The 18,119-nt window shown below is 71.9% G+C and carries 18 protein-coding genes and 1 pseudogene; 11 read left to right on the plus strand and 8 right to left on the minus strand.

Going from position 1 to position 18,119, the window contains the following annotated elements; genetic code table 11:
* Nucleotides 1-325 precede the first annotated feature (325 nt).
* The 5 genes from A6A08_RS24345 to A6A08_RS24365 all read left to right on the plus strand — a co-directional run bounded on the left by A6A08_RS24345 (nucleotide 326) and on the right by A6A08_RS24365 (nucleotide 5,061).
* A complete protein-coding gene (locus A6A08_RS24345) occupies nucleotides 326-1,117 on the plus strand; it encodes a response regulator transcription factor (protein ID WP_073704960.1) in 792 nt (263 codons plus the stop codon).
* Nucleotides 1,118-1,523: 406 nt separating this feature from the next.
* The gene (gene pstS, locus A6A08_RS24350) at nucleotides 1,524-2,648 is read left to right on the plus strand and encodes a phosphate ABC transporter substrate-binding protein PstS (protein WP_073704961.1); all 1,125 of its coding nucleotides are present in this window, start codon (nucleotides 1,524-1,526) and stop codon (nucleotides 2,646-2,648) included.
* Nucleotides 2,649-2,768: 120 nt separating this feature from the next.
* Nucleotides 2,769-3,776: a phosphate ABC transporter permease subunit PstC gene (gene pstC, locus A6A08_RS24355; RefSeq protein ID WP_073704962.1), complete on the plus strand. Its 1,008-nt coding sequence runs from the start codon at nucleotides 2,769-2,771 to the stop codon at nucleotides 3,774-3,776.
* Nucleotides 3,773-4,675 carry a phosphate ABC transporter permease PstA gene (gene pstA, locus A6A08_RS24360; protein ID WP_073704963.1) on the plus strand — a complete coding sequence of 301 codons (903 nt, stop codon included), beginning with the start codon at nucleotides 3,773-3,775 and terminating at the stop codon, nucleotides 4,673-4,675. The genes pstC and pstA overlap by 4 nt, the downstream gene beginning before the upstream one ends.
* Nucleotides 4,676-4,842: 167 nt before the next feature.
* Nucleotides 4,843-5,061, plus strand: coding sequence for an EF-hand domain-containing protein (locus A6A08_RS24365; protein ID WP_073704964.1), 219 nt, complete (start codon nucleotides 4,843-4,845; stop codon nucleotides 5,059-5,061).
* Nucleotides 5,062-5,120: 59 nt separating this feature from the next.
* Here the strand turns inward: A6A08_RS24365 and A6A08_RS24370 are convergent, their stop codons facing one another.
* A complete protein-coding gene (locus A6A08_RS24370; protein ID WP_073704965.1) occupies nucleotides 5,121-5,846 on the minus strand; it encodes a spermidine synthase in 726 nt (241 codons plus the stop codon).
* Nucleotides 5,847-5,968: 122 nt separating this feature from the next.
* Here A6A08_RS24370 and A6A08_RS24375 point away from each other — a divergent pair.
* Together A6A08_RS24375 and A6A08_RS24380 are read left to right on the plus strand one after the other, a co-directional pair.
* Nucleotides 5,969-6,385, plus strand: a pseudogene (locus A6A08_RS24375) (DoxX family protein).
* 63 nt (nucleotides 6,386-6,448) lie between these two features.
* A complete protein-coding gene (locus tag A6A08_RS24380) occupies nucleotides 6,449-7,234 on the plus strand; it encodes a helix-turn-helix domain-containing protein (protein ID WP_073704966.1) in 786 nt (261 codons plus the stop codon).
* Between the two features lie 76 nt (nucleotides 7,235-7,310).
* On the opposite strand, the gene hisG is transcribed toward A6A08_RS24380, so the two are convergent.
* The 3 genes from hisG to A6A08_RS24395 form a co-directional block, all read right to left on the minus strand.
* A complete protein-coding gene (gene hisG / locus A6A08_RS24385; RefSeq protein WP_073704967.1) occupies nucleotides 7,311-8,165 on the minus strand; it encodes an ATP phosphoribosyltransferase in 855 nt (284 codons plus the stop codon).
* A gap of 72 nt (nucleotides 8,166-8,237) precedes the next feature.
* Nucleotides 8,238-8,501, minus strand: a complete 264-nt coding sequence (locus A6A08_RS24390; RefSeq protein ID WP_014913038.1) for a phosphoribosyl-ATP diphosphatase — start codon at nucleotides 8,499-8,501, stop codon at nucleotides 8,238-8,240.
* 137 nt (nucleotides 8,502-8,638) lie between these two features.
* Nucleotides 8,639-9,475 carry an SDR family oxidoreductase gene (locus tag A6A08_RS24395; RefSeq protein ID WP_073704968.1) on the minus strand — a complete coding sequence of 279 codons (837 nt, stop codon included), beginning with the start codon at nucleotides 9,473-9,475 and terminating at the stop codon, nucleotides 8,639-8,641.
* 147 nt (nucleotides 9,476-9,622) lie between these two features.
* Here A6A08_RS24395 and A6A08_RS24400 point away from each other — a divergent pair, with 147 nt between their 5' ends.
* The 3 genes from A6A08_RS24400 to A6A08_RS24410 all read left to right on the plus strand — a co-directional run bounded on the left by A6A08_RS24400 (nucleotide 9,623) and on the right by A6A08_RS24410 (nucleotide 13,943).
* A complete protein-coding gene (locus tag A6A08_RS24400; protein ID WP_073704969.1) occupies nucleotides 9,623-10,330 on the plus strand; it encodes a class I SAM-dependent methyltransferase in 708 nt (235 codons plus the stop codon).
* A 686-nt stretch (nucleotides 10,331-11,016) separates the two neighbouring features.
* A complete protein-coding gene (locus A6A08_RS24405) occupies nucleotides 11,017-13,386 on the plus strand; it encodes a trehalase-like domain-containing protein (protein WP_073704970.1) in 2,370 nt (789 codons plus the stop codon).
* Between the two features lie 224 nt (nucleotides 13,387-13,610).
* Nucleotides 13,611-13,943 carry a hypothetical protein gene (locus A6A08_RS24410; protein WP_073704971.1) on the plus strand — a complete coding sequence of 111 codons (333 nt, stop codon included), beginning with the start codon at nucleotides 13,611-13,613 and terminating at the stop codon, nucleotides 13,941-13,943.
* Nucleotides 13,944-14,365: 422 nt separating this feature from the next.
* Here the strand turns inward: A6A08_RS24410 and A6A08_RS24415 are convergent, their stop codons facing one another.
* The 3 genes from A6A08_RS24415 to A6A08_RS24425 form a co-directional block, all read right to left on the minus strand.
* Nucleotides 14,366-15,136: a glucose 1-dehydrogenase gene (locus tag A6A08_RS24415; protein ID WP_073704972.1), complete on the minus strand. Its 771-nt coding sequence runs from the start codon at nucleotides 15,134-15,136 to the stop codon at nucleotides 14,366-14,368.
* A gap of 80 nt (nucleotides 15,137-15,216) precedes the next feature.
* On the minus strand, nucleotides 15,217-16,071 hold the full coding sequence (locus A6A08_RS24420; RefSeq protein WP_073704973.1) for a helix-turn-helix transcriptional regulator: 855 nt from the start codon (nucleotides 16,069-16,071) through the stop codon (nucleotides 15,217-15,219).
* Nucleotides 16,072-16,123: 52 nt separating this feature from the next.
* A complete protein-coding gene (locus A6A08_RS24425) occupies nucleotides 16,124-16,597 on the minus strand; it encodes a DUF6194 family protein (RefSeq protein ID WP_073704974.1) in 474 nt (157 codons plus the stop codon).
* A gap of 97 nt (nucleotides 16,598-16,694) precedes the next feature.
* Here A6A08_RS24425 and A6A08_RS24430 point away from each other — a divergent pair, with 97 nt between their 5' ends.
* Nucleotides 16,695-17,399 (plus strand): MerR family transcriptional regulator, encoded by a 705-nt coding sequence (locus tag A6A08_RS24430; RefSeq protein ID WP_083609264.1) that lies wholly within the window; start codon nucleotides 16,695-16,697, stop codon nucleotides 17,397-17,399.
* A 91-nt stretch (nucleotides 17,400-17,490) separates the two neighbouring features.
* Here A6A08_RS24430 and A6A08_RS24435 read toward each other — a convergent pair whose 3' ends face one another.
* Nucleotides 17,491-18,099 carry a hypothetical protein gene (locus tag A6A08_RS24435; protein ID WP_073704976.1) on the minus strand — a complete coding sequence of 203 codons (609 nt, stop codon included), beginning with the start codon at nucleotides 18,097-18,099 and terminating at the stop codon, nucleotides 17,491-17,493.
* Nucleotides 18,100-18,119 lie beyond the last annotated feature (20 nt).

An 18,119-nucleotide genomic window follows, 5' to 3' on the forward strand; every position in this document is an offset into this window, starting at 1 on the left:
CTAAACCGCTACCGGCTCGCCCCGCTGACCAGGTGTGGCCGCTGATGGTGGGGCCGCTTCGGCTAAACCGCCACCGGCTCGCCCCGCTGACCAGGTGTGGCCGCTGATGGTGGGGCCGCTTCGGCTAAACCGCCACCGGCTCGCCCCGCTGACCAGGTGTGGCCGCTGACGGCGGGGCCGCTTCGGCCCAACCGCCACCGGCTCGCCCCGCTGACCAGGTGTGGCCGCTGACGGCGGGGCCGCTTCGGCCCAACCGCCCGCTGACTCGCTCCGCTGAGCGGACCGGGACCCTTCCCTCCCGCTCCTTAGACGAAGTGGACCTCCCATGCCCGCGCTCACATCCTCCACCGCAGTCCCGTTCCCGAGCACCCCGGTCGAGGACGAAGCGGTGGAGCGCACGGAACGGTCGGACGGACCGCTCCGCGTGCTGCTTGTGGAGCCGGAGTCCGAGCAGTCGCACCAGCTGGTGCTGTCGCTGAGCGGGCACGACGTGGACATCACGGTGTGCGTGGACGGCGCCGAGGCGCTGCTGCGGGTGGGGATGATGCGGCCGGACACCCTGGTGACCAGCGCGGACCCGCCCGAGGTGGATCTGGAGACGCTGGTGCGGGTGACGCGGCGGGCGACGGAGATCCCCATCCTCATCGGGGTGGGCCCCGGCGACTCCCAGCGGGCGATGCGTGCGCTGGCCGTGGGGGCCACCGCCTGCGTCAGCCGCCCCTACCGGATACCGGAACTGGCGGCCCTGCTGCGCGGCTCCCTGCCGGGCGCGGACGGCGGCGGCCCCCACGGCCCCGCCTCTCCCGCCGCGCTGCGCTCGGGGGCGCTGGAGCTGGACGCCCTGGGGCACCGCCTGTTCGTGGACGGCAACCCGGTCAACCTGGCCCTGCGGGAGTTCGGGATCATGGACTTCCTGCTCAGGCACAGCGGCAGGGTGGTCAGCCGCGAGGAGCTGTGGACCGAGGTCTGGCACAAGCCGCTTCCCCCGGTCAACAACACGATCGCCGTCCACATCCGGCGCCTGCGGCACAAGCTGGGCGACTCCGAGGCCCAGCCCAGATTCATCCACACGGTCCGCGGCATCGGTTACCGCCTGGACACCGCGAACGGTTCCTGAACCGGAGGGAGAACACGAAGGAGAAGGGCGGGCAATTATCGCCCAGGGTCTTCCGGCCGACGCCGGTGAGGCCCGTTGTTCATGTTGGCGTCACCTCGCATTCCGACGAACGCCAAAGTGAACCACCGGACAATCCGCCCCGTCATATTCATTGCCGGAAGACAACCACGATCCCCGCCGAGGGGACAAGCATACCCGCAGGTCATCACCGTGGGTCCGGATCACATGACAGAACCGGACGGGGCCGGAAACACGCTACCGTTATCCAATGGTTACCGCCATTCACTTCGCATTCACCCGGCTTATACCGGCGCGCCTCCATTTCGATGTCACCACGTCTTCCTGCGCACTTACTGTCGTTTTACGTCAGCCCCGACAGCGGTGATTCAACGAGGAGAACTACGACATGCGCAACGGGCGTTCCAAGCTCGCCGTCCTGGCGGCCATCCCCCTGCTCGCGGCGGCGTGCAGCAGCGGCGGCGACGACGGCGGCAACGGCTCCGGTGGCGAGGGCGGCGACCTCAGCGCCTCCCTGACCGGCGCCGGGGCCAGCTTCCCCGACCCCCTCTTCCAGGACTGGATCTACACCTACTCCAACGAGGTCCAGCCCGGCGTCAGCGTCAACTACCAGAGCGTGGGCTCCGGCGCCGGCGTCGAGCAGTTCCTGGAGCAGACCGTCGACTTCGGCTCCTCCGAGCAGTACCTGTCCGAGGAGGACCTCGCCACGGCGGCCGAGAACCGCGGCTGCGAGGCGGTGCAGTTCCCCGTCGTGTTCGGCGCGGTCGTCATCGCCTTCAACAACCCCGACCTGGACGGCCTCGTCCTGGACGCCGAGACCATCGCGGGCATCTACGACCGCGAGATCACGACCTTCGACGACCCGGCCATCGCCGATCTCAACCCGGACCTGGAGCTGCCGAGCGACGAGATCATCCCGGTGCACCGGTCCGACAGCTCCGGTACCACCTACGTGTTCTCGCACTACCTGTCCACCGAGGTCGACTCCTGGGCCGACAAGTACGGCGAGGGCAAGGAGCTCGAGTGGGCCGAGGGCCTGGTCGGCGGCCAGCAGAACGACGGCGTCGCCCAGGGCATCACCCAGAACCCGGGCGGCCTGGGCTACGTCAACCAGTCCTTCGCGCAGGAGGCGGACCTGTCCGTCGCCAGCATCGTCAACGAGGACGGCAACCCGATCGAGCCGACCCTGGACGCGACCATCGCCGCCTCCGAGGAGGCCGAGGTTCCCGACAACTTCCAGTTCGCCATCGACGACATCGGCGGCGAGGGCTACCCGATCGCCGGTTCGAACTGGATCTTCACCTACACCTGCGGCTACGAGCAGGCCAGCGCCGACGCCATCATCGACTTCTGGACCTGGGCCCTGACCGACGAGGGTGCCCGCGAGGTGGCCGGTGACCTGGGCTACGCGCCCCTGGGCGAGGGCCTGACCGACCGTGTCATCGCCGAGCTGGAGAAGACCAACTCCCAGAACGACGCCGGCGGCGACGCCGAGGCCGACGCGGGCGAGTAGACGCCCCTGCGGGGCCGGGGAGGGTTCCCGGCCCCGCACGCCCTTCCCTTCGACCCCTTCCGCCCCCGCCCCGGGGCGGGACGCTCTCCACTCCCCACGAAAGCCACAGAGGAGAAGCACATGTCCACCGAGGCCCGTGAGGCCCCGCAGGCCCCCGAGGACCCCCGGCGGGGGACGCTGCGGTCCGGCAAGGGGCGTCTGGCCGACCCGATCTTCAAGTGGGTCGTCGCGGCCTGCGGCACCACCGTGCTGGTCATCCTGGCCCTGATGGTCATCCGGACCACCAGCGAGGCCTGGCCGGTCTTCGCCAAGGAGGGCTTCTTCGGCTTCCTCTTCGGGGAGACCTGGAACCCCGGCCGCTCCCGTACCGAGATCACCGGTACCTACGGCGCCTGGCCGTTCATCTACGGGACCATGGTCACCGCGGTCATCGCGATCGCCATCGCGCTGCCCCTGTCGATCATGGTCGCCGTCTACCTGACCCACCTGGCCCCGCGCCGCCTCGCCAAGCCGCTGTCCTACACGGTCGAGCTGCTCGCGGCGGTGCCGAGCGTCATCTTCGGCCTCTGGGGCCTGCACTGGTTCCTGCCGACCGTGCTGCGCCCCTTCTTCACCTGGCTCGAGAGCATCCTGGGCTGGTTCTTCCTCTTCGAGGGCCCGGTGCGCGGCGTCGGCTACCTGCCCGCCGGAATCGTGCTGGCCATCATGATCCTGCCGATCATGACGGCGATCATCCGCGAGGTCATCGCCGTCCAGCCGGTCGAGCAGCAGATGGCCGCCTACGCCCTGGGCTCCACCCGGTGGGAGGTCATCACCAAGGTGATCCTGCCCGCCAGCTTCTCCGGGATCGTGGCCGCCGCCATGCTGGGCCTGGGCCGCGCCCTGGGCGAGACCATCGCCGTGCTGATGCTGATCGGCGGCTCCCAGTCCTGGGGCGCCAGCCTGTTCGGCACCGGCAGCAGCATGGCGTCGCACATCGCCGCGACCTTCGGCGAGTCCTCGCCGGAGAGCCGCATCGCCCTGATGGCGATCGGTGTCGCCTTGTTCCTGGTCACGATGATCGTCAACATCCTGGCCCGCGTCGTCGTCTGGCGCCTGGGGCAGTTCACGGGAGACGCCGCCGTATGAGCACCGCAACCACCACTCCCCCGTCCGCACAGCACACCCCGCTGAGCCAGCGCCCGCCCGGCTCCGGCTACCGCAGGCTCAAGGACCGTTCCGCGTCGGTGCTGCTGACCGCCGCGATGGTCCTGGCGATGATCCCGCTGATCCTCATCATCTTCGAGGTCACCCGGCGCGGCATCGGCGTGGTCAGCCTGGAGTTCTTCACCGAGACCGAGCCCCCGCCGCGGCGCGAGGGCGGCGGGTACGCGGCCGGGTTCTTCGGCACGCTCTACATCATGGCGTTGTCGATCCTGATGTCGATTCCGCTCGGCATCGCCACGGCGGTCTACGTCGTGGAGTACGGGCCCAACCGCCTGACCTCGGCGATCCGCTTCTTCACCGACGTGATGACGGGTATCCCCTCGATCTTCGTCGGTCTGTTCGTGTACGGCCTGCTGGTGATCGGCTGGGGCGGCATGGGCTTCGGTACCTTCGCGGGCGCGGTGGCGATCGGGGTGATGATGCTGCCGATCGTGACGCGGTCGGCGGAGGAGATGCTGCGGCTGGTCCCCGAGGAGATGCGCAACGCCAGCTACGGCCTGGGCGCGCGCAAGTGGCAGACCATCATGCACACGGTGCTGCCCGCGGCCGCTCCCGGCCTGGCCACCGGCTCGATGCTGGCCGTCGCCCGCGGCATCGGCGAGACCGCGCCGCTGCTGCTGACCGCGTTCGGATCCGGCCTGGTCGTGACCGCCTTCCAGGGCGAGGCGCAGGGCGCCGTGCCGATGCAGCTGTACCGGGGCGCCACGCAGCCCTTCGAGGCCGGTATCGACCGCGCCTGGGGGGCCGCCCTCTGCCTGTTCGTGCTGGTCCTGCTGTTCACCGTGCTCGCTCGGTGGATCGGCTCGCGGGGGACGCGCTGAGCGTTCGTCGGGGATCGGTGCCCCGAAGGGGCCGCGCACCGGGGGGATCCACCGGACGCGCGGCCCCTTCCGCGTCCGCGGCCCCTCCCGCCGCTTCCCGAACCGGCACGTCCCCGGTAGCCTTTCGCCGAGTCCCGCACCCCCGATTCCCTGGAAACGGACAGCAGATGCCCGACACCAACGAGTACGCGACGACCTTCGCCTTCGTCGACGCCGACAGCGACGGGCGCATCTCCGCCCAGGAGTACGCCGACCTGATGCACCGTCTGGGGGACAGCTGCACCGAGGACCAGGCCCTGGGGGCGATCGCCGCCATGGACGAGGACGGCGACGGGCTGATCACCCTGGACGAGTTCACCCGGTACATGTCCGACGGCAGGGACTGAGCCCCGGCGGGACCGCCTGAGGTGCCGCCTGCGGCCGGCGCCGCGCGGCACCGGCCGCGTCAGCGCGGCTCGCGCGCCAGGTAGACGGTGTCGGGCACGCCCCGGGCGACCGGGACCTCGATGACCTCCACCGACGCGAACCGCCCGCGCAACGACTCCTCGAAGGCGGGCACCGCGTTGGCGCTCCAGAAGGCCAGCACCCCGCCGGGGGTGAGCAGGCGGGTGAGCCGGTCCAGCCCCGACGCCTCGTAGAGGCGGTTGTTGTTCTCCACCACCGTCCAGTCGGGCCCGTTGTCGGTGTCCAGGCAGATCACGTCGTAGCGGACGGGGTCGTCCGCGGAGGCGGCCTCCTCCAGCCACGCCACGATGTCGGTGTTGAGCACCCGGCAGCGCGGGTCCCGGTGCACGTACTCGGCGGCCTCGCCCAGTTCGCCGTCGTGCCAGGCGATCACGTGGGGTTCGAGCTCCACCACGTCCACCACCGACACCCTGGAGTGGTCCAGCGCCTCACGGGCGGAGAAGCCCACGCCCAGCCCGCCGATGAGCACGCGGGAGCGGGAGCGGCCCGCGGGGAGCGCGGCGAGGCTCGCGCGCACCATCTCGCGCTCGGACGTCCCGTCGCGGGTGTCCATGAGGAACAGCCCGTTGCTGTAGATCTCGTAGTGCGCGCCCGACCGGCGCAGCACGAGGTCGCCGCCGGTCTCCCCGGTCACCCTGGCCAGCGTGACCGTCTCCCCCTCGGGCGCGTGGGGTTCAAGGGCGGTGTCCTGGGTTGGCTGGTCCATTCCCACATTGTGCCCGCACATCCGGGCGGACGGGGCCCGGCGCGGCCCTCCTGTCCGGGGAGCGCCGCCGACCACGGGGTTACTGGAGAGTAGGCTGAGGGCCACCACGGGAGGAGTGATCCATGAAGGCCCTGGGACACAAGCGCGGCGCACGGCCCGGCCGGGTGGGGAAGGCCGCCCCCTACGCACTCGGCGGCCTGTTCATGGTGTCGGGCGTGCTGCACTTCGCGGCGCCCGGGCCCTTCCAGGCGATCATGCCCCGCGGCCTCCCGGCACCGCGCGCGTGAGTCCACGGCAGCGGTGTGGCGGAGCTCGTCTGCGGAGCGGGCCTGCTGACGCGCAGGACGTGGGCCGGTCCGGCGAGCGCGGCGCTGCTGCTCGCCGTGTGGCCCGCCAACGTCCGGATGGCCCTCGACTCGGGTACGGGCAGGCTCCCGGGCCTGGCCGACAACCGGGTCCTCGCCTGGGGCCGCGTGCCGCTCCAGATCCCGTTCGTCTGGGCCGCGCTCCAGGCGCGCCGGAGCGCCGGGGACGACTGACCGGACGGCTCGGGGCGGGCACCCGTTTGCCCCTCCCCTCGGGGGAGCATCCACAGTGGAACCATGCTTCCCATCGGCTCCTTCAGCGAGCTCACCGGCCTCTCGCACAAGGCACTGCGCCACTACCACTCCCTCGGGCTGTTGGTCCCGGCCCGCGTGGACGAGGAGACGCAGTTCCGCTGGTACACCGTCGACCAGATCGAACGCGCCGGACGGATCGCCACCCTGCGCCGCACGGGTATGGGCCTGGACACCGTCCGGCGCGTGGTGGACGACCCCGGGCTGGCCCCGGAGGTACTGCGCCGGCACGCCGAGGATCTGCGGCGCGAGCGCGAGGCGCAGGACCGCGCCCTGGAGGAGGCCTCAGCGGCCCTGGCGTGGGAGCCGCGGGTGCGGGTCCGGCCCAGGCCGGCGCGGACGGCGCTCACGGGGACGACCTCGGTGTCGGGCGAGGACTTCGTCCTGGACCGCGCTCTCGCCGAGGTCCGCGCCCTGGTGGAACGGCTCGCCGACGCGGCCGAGGAGCGTGGATGGAGCACCGACGGCCGGTGGTGGAAGACCCTGGAGCCGACGCCGGGAGGCGCGGCGTACCGGGTGTGCGTCCCGGTCGCGGCGGAGGAGGGACCGGCGTCCCCGCTGCCCGGGGACGTGGAGCTGAGGGAGTACGGGGAGGGGACCGAGGTCTGGCTGTCGATGCCCGGACCGGAGACCCTGGGCGGCTTCACCCTGGCGCTCTCCCACCTGCTCAGGCATGAGGTCGAGGGCATGTACGCCGACGTGGGAACCCTGCGGCAGATGGAGCACGGCACCGATGTGGAGATGTCCGTCGGGATGCGCCCGACGGAGTAGGGTTCCCCGGTTCACCCGTCCCCCCGCAGCCGGGGGACGGGTGGGCGCCTCGGCACCCACCCGTCGGCCGACGCCGCTAAAGGCGGCAGGCGTAGATGTCGGTGACCAGGATGGCGCGGGCGCCGAGCTGCCACAGGTCGTCCATGATGCGCTGGGCGTCCTTGCGCGGCACCATCGACCGGACCGCGACCCAGCCCTCGCGGTGCAGCGGGGAGACCGTCGGCCCCTCCATGCCCGGGGTGAGCGCGACCGCCGCCTCCAGGCGCTCGGCGTGCACGTCGTAGTCCATCATCACGTAGTCGCGCGCGACCAGGACACCGCGCAGACGGCGCAGCAGCGTCTCGATCTGGGCGTCGTCCTCGGCGCCGGTGGGCCGGATGACGACCGCCTCGGAGACCAGGATCGGCTCGCCGAAGGTCTCCATGCCCGCCTGGCGCAGGGTGGTCCCGGTGGAGACCACGTCGGCGACGGCGTCGGCCACGCCGAGCTTGACGGAGCTCTCGACCGCGCCGTCCAGGTGGATGACGCGGGCGTCGACGCCCTCCCGCTCCAGGTAGGAGCGCAGGAGCCCGTCGAAGGACGTGGCGATCCGCTTGCCGTTGAGGTCGGACACCTTCATGTCCGCGCCGCCGGGGGCGGCGAAGCGGAAGGTGGATCCGCCGAAGCCCAGCGGGAGGACCTCGTCCACGGGCGCGCCGGAGTCGAGCAGCATGTCGCGGCCGGTGATCCCGGCCTGGAGGATGCCCTCACCGACGTAGACGGCGATGTCCTTGGGGCGCAGGAAGAAGAACTCGGTGTCGTTGTCGGGGTCGACCATGACCAGGTCGCGGCTGCTCTTGCGCTGCCGGTAGCCGGCCTCGCGCAGCATCTCCACGGCGGGTTCGGAGAGCTGGCCCTTGTTGGGCACGGCGATTCTCAGCATGTCGGGCATGTTCACGGCTTTCTGTGGCTTTGGTTACGGGGACGTCCGTCAGGGGCCGGTACGCGCGGGGCGCGCGCCGACCTACAGATGCTTGTAGACGTCCTCGAGGCGCAGCCCGCGCGCCAGCATCAGGACCTGGAGGTGGTAGAGGAGCTGGGAGATCTCTTCGGCTGCCTGCTCGTCCGACTCGTACTCGGCGGCCATCCAGACCTCGGCGGCCTCCTCGACGACCTTCTTGCCGATGGCATGGACACCGGCGTCGAGCTGGGCGACGGTCCCGGACCCCTCGGGGCGGGAGCGCGCCTTCTCGGACAGCTCGGCGAAGAGCTCTTCGAAGGTCTTCATGGTGTCTTTCCTCGACCGACAGATGCGCTACCAGCGTAGGCGGTCCGGCGTCCCGATGCCGCACCGACCCGGGGGTGTCTCAGCATGTGGTCAGCGGAATGCGCCACACCGCGCCGGGGCGTCGCGGGTCCCCGGCCTCACCGGACCCTGCGCGCGGCGGCGCGCACGATCGGCTTGGGCAGGAGGCGCAGGATGCCCGTGGCGGCCTTGTACTGGGCGCCGGGGACGACGCTGGGGCGTCCGGCGGCCCAGGCGGCGAGGGACTCGCGGACGACCTGGTCCTTGGAGACGAACGCGAACGCGGGCAGGCCGCTCTCCTGGACCCTGCGGGTCATGTCGGTGCGCACGAAGCCGGGCAGGACGGCGGTGACGTGCACGCCGTGCTCGGAGACCTCGGCGGCGACGCTCTCGCTCCACAGGCTGACGAACTTCTTCCCGGCGCCGTACACCGATCCGCCGGGGTTGGCGGTGACCTCGCCCGCGACGGAGGAGAGGTTGATGACGCCGAGCCTGCTGGCCCGGTCCAGCCCCGCCTTCCTGCGGGCGATCTGCACCGGCAGGACGGCACGCGCCAGCTGGATGACCGCGCGCACGTTGAGGTCGAGCATGGCGTCGATCTCGGCGGGGTCCTGCTCCGTGAAGGGGCCTCCGTCACCGCGTCCGGCGTTGTTGACGAGCAGGTCGACGGGGGCGTCGGCGCCGCTGCCGTCGGCCGACAGGCGCTCGACGACCCGGGAGAGGCCCTCGTCGGTGCCGAGGTCGGCGGGCAGGGAGCGGGCACGGGTCCCGTAGCGGAGGCGGAGCTCCTCGGCGAGGGCTTCGAGCGCCTTGCCCCGGCGGGCCACCAGGACCAGGGAGTAGCCGCGCTCGGCGAGCCTGCGGGCGTACTCCTCGCCGATCCCGGTGGAGGCGCCGGTGACCAGCGCGGTCCGGGTGTGGTCGGAGGTCTCGGAGGTGCCGGCCGCTTCGCTCATATCCCCAGAGTAGGGCGTCGCGGAGGCGGATCCCCGAGGGCTCCGGGTTCCGGGGCGGGCCCGTCCACGGCCGTTCCGGTCCGTCTTTTCCCGATGTGTCGGCCGCGCCGCCTCCACTGGAGGGGGCCGAGGCGTTAGCGTTCGGGTATGTCCGAGACACACAGTCCCACCGGACCCTTCTCCTCCCTGAGGTTGGACGAGCGCCTGCGTGACACACGGCTGTTCTTCAGCCAGGCGCTGCGGACCTTCCACGCCACCGGTTCCATCGTTCCCAGCAGCGGTGCCCTGGCCCACGCGATGGCCGAGTACGTCCGGCGGCGACCCGAACCCGACCGGCCGCTGCGCATCCTGGAGGCGGGCGCGGGCACCGGCGCGATCAGCCGCGGGATCGCCGCGGCGATGCGTCCCGGGGACACCGCCGACCTCGTCGAGGCCAACCCCGAGTTCGCCGCCTACGTCGAGGGCCTGATGGAGACGGACCCGGTCATGTCCGGGGTCTCCGACCGCGTCAGGGTGCACGCCAAGCTCGTCAACGACATGGGCACCGACCGCTCCTACGACGTGATCGTGTCGGGCCTGCCGTTCGCGAACTTCGACGTCGACACCGTCCGGGAGATCCTCGACTACTACTTCGAGGTGCTCGAACCGGGCGGGACCCTGTCCTTCTACGGCTACCTCTACACCAAGGAGGTCAAGGCCGTCATCGCCCGCCGCGAGGACTACCTGCGCCAGGCGCGTACGAGCTGGCTGGTGCAGGACCGGATCGACCGGTACGGCATCGGCTCCGAGAAGGTGTTCGCCAACATCCCGCCCGCGTGGGTCCACCACCTGCGCAAGCCCGAGAAGACCACCTGAGCCCTTCCGGCCCCACCCCGCCGGACCCCTCCCAGCCACCGGGCCCGCCACTCCACGTGGCGGGCCCCTCCACGTCCGGGGCGGCGAACCGGGTGTCCGCACGGCCACGGCCCCACGTCACGCACGGACGGCGACGGACGACGCTGAGGTCGGCGGGGTCGGCGGGGGCCGCGGAGACCGTGCCAGCCGCGGGTCGCACACGCGACGCCTCCGGCCGGCGCACCGGTGCCCGTCCGGTCGGCACCCGCACCATGTGCTTCATGGCACGTCCCCTGCGCCGGGGACGGCCGGAGGAGGACCTTCCGGGCCGTACACGCCCGGATCCTCGCGACAGCGGGTGATCGCGGGATCGCTCGGACCGCAGGACGCGGCTTTCCTGTGCTTTTGCAGCCGATTCGTGACCTGCATCACCGGAAGCTGGTGTCGCAGGTACGGGCGGGGCGGGGGTAGTCTCGCGTTGACTTCTTGCGGACCGGTTCTTTGCGTCTGGCGTGACCTATTTACCCGCATACACGTGAAAAGTCCCTGAGGGACTCTCCCCACATCCCCCGAAGTCCCATCCCGTGCCACAAGCCCTGGGACCACTCTTCCCGCACCCGTTATCAGTGTGAACCAGCATCATGCGCGCGGAATCGTACAGATCACCCTATTTCCCCAGGTCACTGTGGACCGACGGAGGAGGCAACGTGACGCTCACCCAAGCGGTCGAGGCGGTTCCGGGATTCCCGGAGAGCACCGTTCCGGCGGCCATGCCCGTGGACGTCAGGCAGCGTGTCTCCGCCCTGGCCCGGACCTCGCGGCTGCTCGTCGCCTGCGACTACGACGGCGCCCTCGCCCCGGTCGACCCCGCGCACGGGCGGCCGCTGCCCGAGGCGCTGCGCGCGCTGCGCGACCTGGCGGACCTGCCCGGCACCGTGTGCGCGGTCATCTCCGCCCGCCCCCTGCGGGACCTGGCCGCGCTCTCGCGCCTGCCCGCCGAGGTGCGCCTGGTGGGCGCGCACGGGACCGAGTTCGACACCGACCTGACGATCGACCCCGGACACACCGCGACCGGGCCCGGCGCCCCGCCCTCGGACAAGGCCGCCGCCCTGGAGCTGCTCCGCGAGCAGGTCGAGGCGGGTGCCATCCTCTACATCGGCGGCGGTGACGGCGAGGAGCCCGTCTTCATGCGGCTGACCGGCGCCGACGCCGGCGTGCGGGTCGGCGAGGAGCCCACCGTGGCCGCCCACCGCGTGCCCGACACCCCGACCGCCGCGTCCCTGCTGTCCGTGCTGGCCACCGAGCGCCGCTCCTGGGTCTTCGGCGAGCGCCCCACCCCCATCGAGCGCATGTCGATGCTCTCCAACCAGAGCTCGGTCGCCCTTGTCGGCCCGGACGCGCGCCTGCTCTGGTTCTGCCACCCCGAGCCCGACTCCGGCGCCCTGTTCGCCGAGGTCCTGGGCGGTCGGCAGGCGGGCGTGTTCGCCGTCTCCCCCGCCCACGGCGGCCTGCCGCTGGGCCAGCGCTACCTGCCCGGCACCATGACCGTGCGCACCCGCTGGTCGCGCATGGACGTCACCGACTACCTCGCCCACGGCACGACGCGGGGCCGTACCGACCTCGTCCGGGTGATCGGCGGCGTCACCCCGGCGACCGTCGAGTTCGCGCCCCGCCCCGACTTCGGCCGCGCGCCCGTGCGCATCACCCGCCGGGAGAACGGCCTGCTCGTGGAGGGCGCCGACTTCCCGATGGCGCTGTACTCGCCGGGAGTGGACTGGGAGGTCGAGCACGACGGCGTCGCCGACGTCGCCCGCGCGGTCGTCCACCCGTCCTCGGAACGGCCGGTGGTGCTGGAGCTGCGCTGCGGCACCGACTCCCTCGTGCCCGGAACCCTGCCCGAGTCCGAGCGCCGGCGGATGGCCGACGAGCACTGGTCGACCTGGCTCGACGGCCTCACCCTGCCCGACACCGCCCAGCAGCTCGCGGCGCGCTCCGCCCTCACCCTGCGCGGGCTGTGCACCCCGTCCGGCGGTGTGATGGCCGCCGCGACCACGTCGCTGCCCGAGGAGATCGGCGGAGTCCGCAACTGGGACTACCGGTACTGCTGGCTGCGCGACGGTGCCCTGACCGTGCAGTCGCTGGTCTCCCTGGGCTCGACCGCCGAGGCCGAGGACTTCCTGGACTGGGTGCACCGGGTCGTGGACTCGCTGCCCGGCCCGGAGATGCTGCGCCCGCTGTACTCGCTGCGGGGCACCGACCTGCGTCCGGAGGAGGTCGTGGAGTCGCTGTCCGGGTACGCGGGCTCGCGGCCGGTCCGGATCGGCAACCTGGCCGACCACCAGGTGCAGCTGGACGTGTTCGGCCCCGTCGTGGAGCTGATCGCGCAGCTGTCGTCGGTGCGCGGCACGCTCGCCGACCGCGACTGGGACCTGGTGCGGTCGATGGCCGAGGCCGTCGCCCGCCGCTGGCACGAGCCCGACCACGGCATCTGGGAGGAGCGCGACGAGCCCCGTCAGCGCGTCTACTCCAAGGTGATGTGCTGGGTGACCCTGGACCGCGCCGTCACCCTGGCCGGGCGGTACGGCCGCGAGGTGGACCCGTCCTGGCGGGGACTGCGCGAGGACATCGCCGCCGAGGTGCTGGAGAGGGGCTGGAACGAGCAGGCGCAGGCCTTCACGACCGCCTACGACGGCACCGACCTGGACGCGGCGTCGCTGCACATCGGCCTGTCCGGACTGATCGACCCGGCCGACGAGCGCTTCCAGGCCACCGTGACGGCCGTGGAGGCGGAACTGCGCAGCGGCCCGACGGTCTACCGCTACCACCGCGACGACGGCCTGCCCGGCGGTGAGGGCGGCTTCCACCTGTGCACGACGTGGCTGATCGAGGCGTACCTGCTGACCGGGCGCCGCGCGGAGGCCGAGGAGCTGTTCAAGCACCTGGTGGACTGCGCCGGACCGACCGGGCTCATCCCGGAGGAGTTCGACCCGGTCACCGAGCGCGCCCTGGGCAACCACCCGCAGGCGTACTCGCACCTGGGCCTGATCCGCTGTGCCCAGCTGCTCGACCGCTTCTGAGACGGCGACGGTGGAAAGCCGCGGTGGCCGTGGGGGCGCCCCACGGCCACCCCTCATGTCCGCGTGCCGGGTTCCCCGCCGGGCGGCGGAGGAACCTGGCTGGCCAGGTACGGGAAAAGACCGGAGGCGAGGATTCCGGGAGCTGTGACGAGGAAACACCAGGAACTGCCACGTTGGGTAGCGATCGTGGCACCCTGAGTTCCATTTTTCCCGTAAGGAAGCACATGTCCCGTTTCTCCGGCCTGAGGCGCGCCCTCGCGACCGGCGCCGCGGCCGTCGTCCTCGGCACCGTCCTCACGCCCGTCCCGGCCTCCGCGCTGGTGTTGGACTGCGACACCTTCACGCACCACAACGACGACCACCTGGGTATCGCCTTCTGCACCAACCCCACCGACCGCACCATGAGGTTCCGTGCGGTCGTCGTGTGCGGCTGGGCTCCGGACGTGAACGGCAACTGGGCCACAGTGGCTCCGGGGAGGTCCGGCGAGTCCAGGGGCCAGTGTGCCTGGCACAGTAGCGGGGTCGGCGCCATCGGCGTCGACGAGCGCACCGTCTGACGCACGAACCGGATCTCGCGGCTCCGCTCCCCGCCCGCACGCCGTCTCGGGGGCGCGGGCGGGCGCTCACGGGACGGGGCCGCGCCTGGAACGCCATCCGTTGAGGTTCCCGGTTTCCCGACCGCCCCCGCAGATCGGGAACCCGGGAACCCCTTCGGCACACAGACACCCCACCACAACCCCCTCCTGTACGGAGGGGACGGCTCCGGGAGGAGAGCCCGGAAGCCGTGTGGGGCCCGCGGCTCCCCGGGGGGAACCGCGTCCGACGCCAGGAGAGCGCCGTAGTCCGTTACCTGCCCGTGATATTTGCTCCCAATCATCTTCACGCGCAGGAATGTCAGATCGCACCGTGTGATCGCCCAGGGCAGGTCGACACGCCCGAGGGCAGGTCGATTCGGGGGCACGTGTTCCCCGGGCCTTTGCTACCCCATCGCTCCGGGGATGGCGGCGACCAGGCCGCCGTCGATGACCAGGTCCTGCCCGTTGACGTAGGCCGCCTCGTCGGAGGCGAGGAAGGCGACGGCGCCCGCGACGTCGTCGGCGGTACCGAGGCGTCCCGCCACCACGTCGGCGGTGACGGTGTCCCTCTCCCCGGCGGAGAGGGCGGAGTGGAACATCGGGGTCTCGATGTAGCCGGGGCTCACCGAGTTGACCCGGATCCCCCTCGGCCCCAGTTCCGCCGCGAGGGTGTGCGCCAGGTTGTGCACCGCGGCCTTGGTCGCCGCGTACAGGGCGGCTCCGGGCATGCCCCGGTGCAGCGTCCACGACGCGTTGATCACGATCGCCGCGTGGTCGGACAGCAGCGGAAGCGCCTTTTGGACGGTGAAGAACACCCCCTTGAAGTTGATGTCCACGAGGCGGTCGAACTCGGCCTCGGTGACGTCCCCACTGGGCTGGAAGGAGGCGACGCCCGCGTTGGCGAAGACCACGTCCAGCCGCCCGTAGCGGTCCTGGACGCGCTCCGCCAGCGCGTCGAGGTCGGTGAGGCTCGCCGCGTCACCGCGTACCGCGAGGAGGCGGTCCCCGCCGCCCAGGTCCTCGACCGCGGCGTCCAGCCGGTTCTTGTCGCGCCCGGTGACGACCACCCGCGCGCCCTCGGAGAGCAGCCTTCGCGCGGTGGCCAGTCCCATGCCGCTCGTGCCGCCGGTGATGAGTGCGGTCCTGTCGTCGAACCGTGAAGTGCCGTGTGTCATGGCACCAACGTCCCAGCCGGCACCCGGCCCCGACAGTGCGCGTCCATCCGGGGAGTGGCACCACCAGGTTCGGCGCGCGGTCAGGCCGGGGCGTCGATCCGGACGCGCGTCAGCCGTTCGAGCCGGTCCCCGGTCCCGGTGCCGGGACGCGGGTTGTACAGCTCCAGGTGCCAGTCCGGACGGTCGGCCACCGTCAGGACCGTCTTGTCGAAGACCAGGTCGCCCGCCTCGGGGTGCAGGACCGCCTTCACCGCCTGGAGGTGGTCGCCCACGTCGTGGCGGGCCCACAGCCGGGCGAACTCGGGGCTCACGGCGCTGAGGTCCTCGACCACCCGGGCGAACTCCGGGTCGTCGGGGAAGTGCGCCGCGTCGGCGCGGAAGGCGGCGACGACGTCCGGCGCGACGGAGGCCCAGTGGACGTGCAGGTCGCGGTACCGGGCGTTGGTGAAGAACGTGACGAGGCAGTTGTGGTCGGTGTCGCCGTAGCCGAACACCGTCCGCGCCGCGTCGTTGACCGCGAGCAGGTGCCAGTACCGGTCCCGCAGCATCGCGGGCCGCGGCGTCCACGCGTCGATCAGGTTCCGCAGCTCCGGGGTGACCGGGGCGTCGCGCGCCCCGCCGGGCCGAGGCGGGTTGAGGCCGGCCAGCACGTACAGGTGCGCGCGCTCGGGCCCGGTCAGGCGCAGCGCCCGGCTGATCGCGTCGAGCACCTCGGCCGAGGCGTTGATGTCGCGGCCCTGTTCGAGCCAGGTGTACCAGGAGACGCCGACCCCGGCCAGCACGGCGACCTCCTCGCGCCGCAGGCCCGGTGTCCGGCGCCTGCCGCCCTCGGCCATGCCGACGTCGCCGGGGGTGAGCCGCGCCCGTCGGGTGCGCAGGAAGTCGCGGAGCTGTTCGCGGCGGTGCCGCGCCGCCGCGGGGGTCTCGCTGGCCATGCGCCATGGTAACCACGGCCGGTCCGGCCCTCCGATGCCCGGGGACCTCCCGTCAGCCCGACGCCGACCCGCCGCGCCGTTCGTGGCGCGAGCGCGCGAGGCGGTGGGCCCTGCCCAGCAGCTCGCGGACCGCCGCGTCGGTCCGCCTGCCCGGGTCGACCACCGCGAGCCAGCCGAGGGTGCCGTAGACGGGGTGCGCGATCACGGTGTCGGTGGCCCCGGGGTCGGCGTCGACGGCCTGCTCACGGGGCTCGCGTCCGGTCCAGTGGACGAAGGACTCCCTCCCCGCGGCGATGTTGACGCGGAACGCGCCCGGGCGGTCCAGCCGCGATCCCTCATCGCCGGGGTAGTCCTTGGTCACGATCGTCGCGAAGGGCTGGGTGGCCTGCGGCATGACGCCGTCGGGCGCGTAGTAGAAGAAGGTGTCGCCCCAACTGATCTCCGGTGAGCCGTCCCCGGGTCGCGGCCTGAGGGCCAAGGCGCCGTCGAGCCCGCTCACGAAGCTGATGATCTCTTCCTCGGTCATGTGCTCCAGCGTTTCATTAAGGTGCTTGTGGAGGTCTGGAGACGATCACGGCCGGGAGGCAGGGGGTTTTGGGGTGCCGAACCTCAACTCGCCACGCATGCGCACGGTCGACGTCGCGCGGCGCGCCGGGTACTCCGTCCAGCAGGTACGCAACCTCGAACGCGACGGTGTTCTGCCTCCGGCGAGGCGCACGGCCTCGGGTCACCGGGTCTACGGGGAGGTCCACCTGCGCTCCGCGCTGGCCTACCGGGCCCTCGCGGCCGGTACCGGCCCGGTCGAGGCCAAGGGGATCATGCGTGCGGCGCACGGGTGCCCCGCCCCCGGGCTGCTCGCCCTCCTCGACACGGCCCACGCCCGGCTCGACCGTGAGCGCGGGGATCTCACGCTCGCCAGGGAGGCCGCCGAGGCCATCTCCGCCGAGCCGATCGGGGAGGTGCGTCCGTCGGACGCGATGGGCGTGTCCGAGCTGGCCGCCGCGCTCGGAGTGCGGCCCTCGACACTGCGGCACTGGGACACCGAGGGGCTCGTCGTTCCCGACCGCGTGTCCGTGCGGGGGACGCGGCGGTACTCGCCGGCCCAGGTGCGGGACGCCCGGATCGTCCACCAGCTGCGCGGCGCCGGATACCGCGTCGAGACCATCCGGAGGCTGGTGCCGGACCTGCCGCGCGGTCGCCGGTCGGAGGAGGTCGAAGCCGCGCTGGCGGCACGGGACGCGAGCATCGCGGTCCGCTCCCGGGCCCTCCTCGACGCCGCCGCCGAGATCGCCGCCCTCCTCCGGCTCACCGAGGACCCGTCGCCGTGAACCCGGTGCGGGGCCCGCTCCCACCCGGGAACCGCCGGAGGGTCCACTCCAAGGGTGGCACTCCGGCGGCGTCCCGCGGCGCCGGAGGGCGTCAGTCGAAGAGGTGCTCGGGACGCTCGACCGTGACGGCCCTGGGGACCCACGTCTTCAGGGTCTCCAGGTCGGTGCAGGACTCGATGCGCCGACGGACCTCGTCGGAGACGGTGAGCCCACGCGCCTGGAGCACCGCGATCACGCTGTGGGACAGGCCCTCTTCCCGGCCCTCCTCGCGACCGAGACCGACGTACTTACGGGCGAAGTCGCTCTGCCACTCATAGGTGTCCACGGACATCAAGCCCTCCAGCTCCTTCCGAGCGGCCTCGTAGGCCCGGCTGGGGCACAGCACCACCAGCACCGTCGGGCACTCCAGGCGCCCGTAAAGAGTGGACAGGTAGACGGGCCAGCTGTGCCGCTTGTCCTTGTCCCGGCCGTCCTGGCGCTCCACGGCGATGGCCAGGACCTCGCGGGTGCCATCGCGTAGCACGACGGCCTCGTCGCTGGTCCACTCCTTGGGCGTGCAGTTGGACAGGTACGAGGAGGTCAGAACCGCCTCGGTGTGCTCTGGCAGCTCATAACCCAGGACCTTCCTGAGCAGGAACGGAGCCAGGGCGGGCTGGTTCTGCACGATCCGCAGCGGGATCTCGTGCTCCTGAGTGGGCATACGGTTCCTTGCCGGCGTTG

Origin of the sequence: Nocardiopsis sp. TSRI0078 (assembly GCF_001905145.1) — a bacterium.
Classification (GTDB): Bacteria; Actinomycetota; Actinomycetes; order Streptosporangiales; family Streptosporangiaceae; genus Nocardiopsis.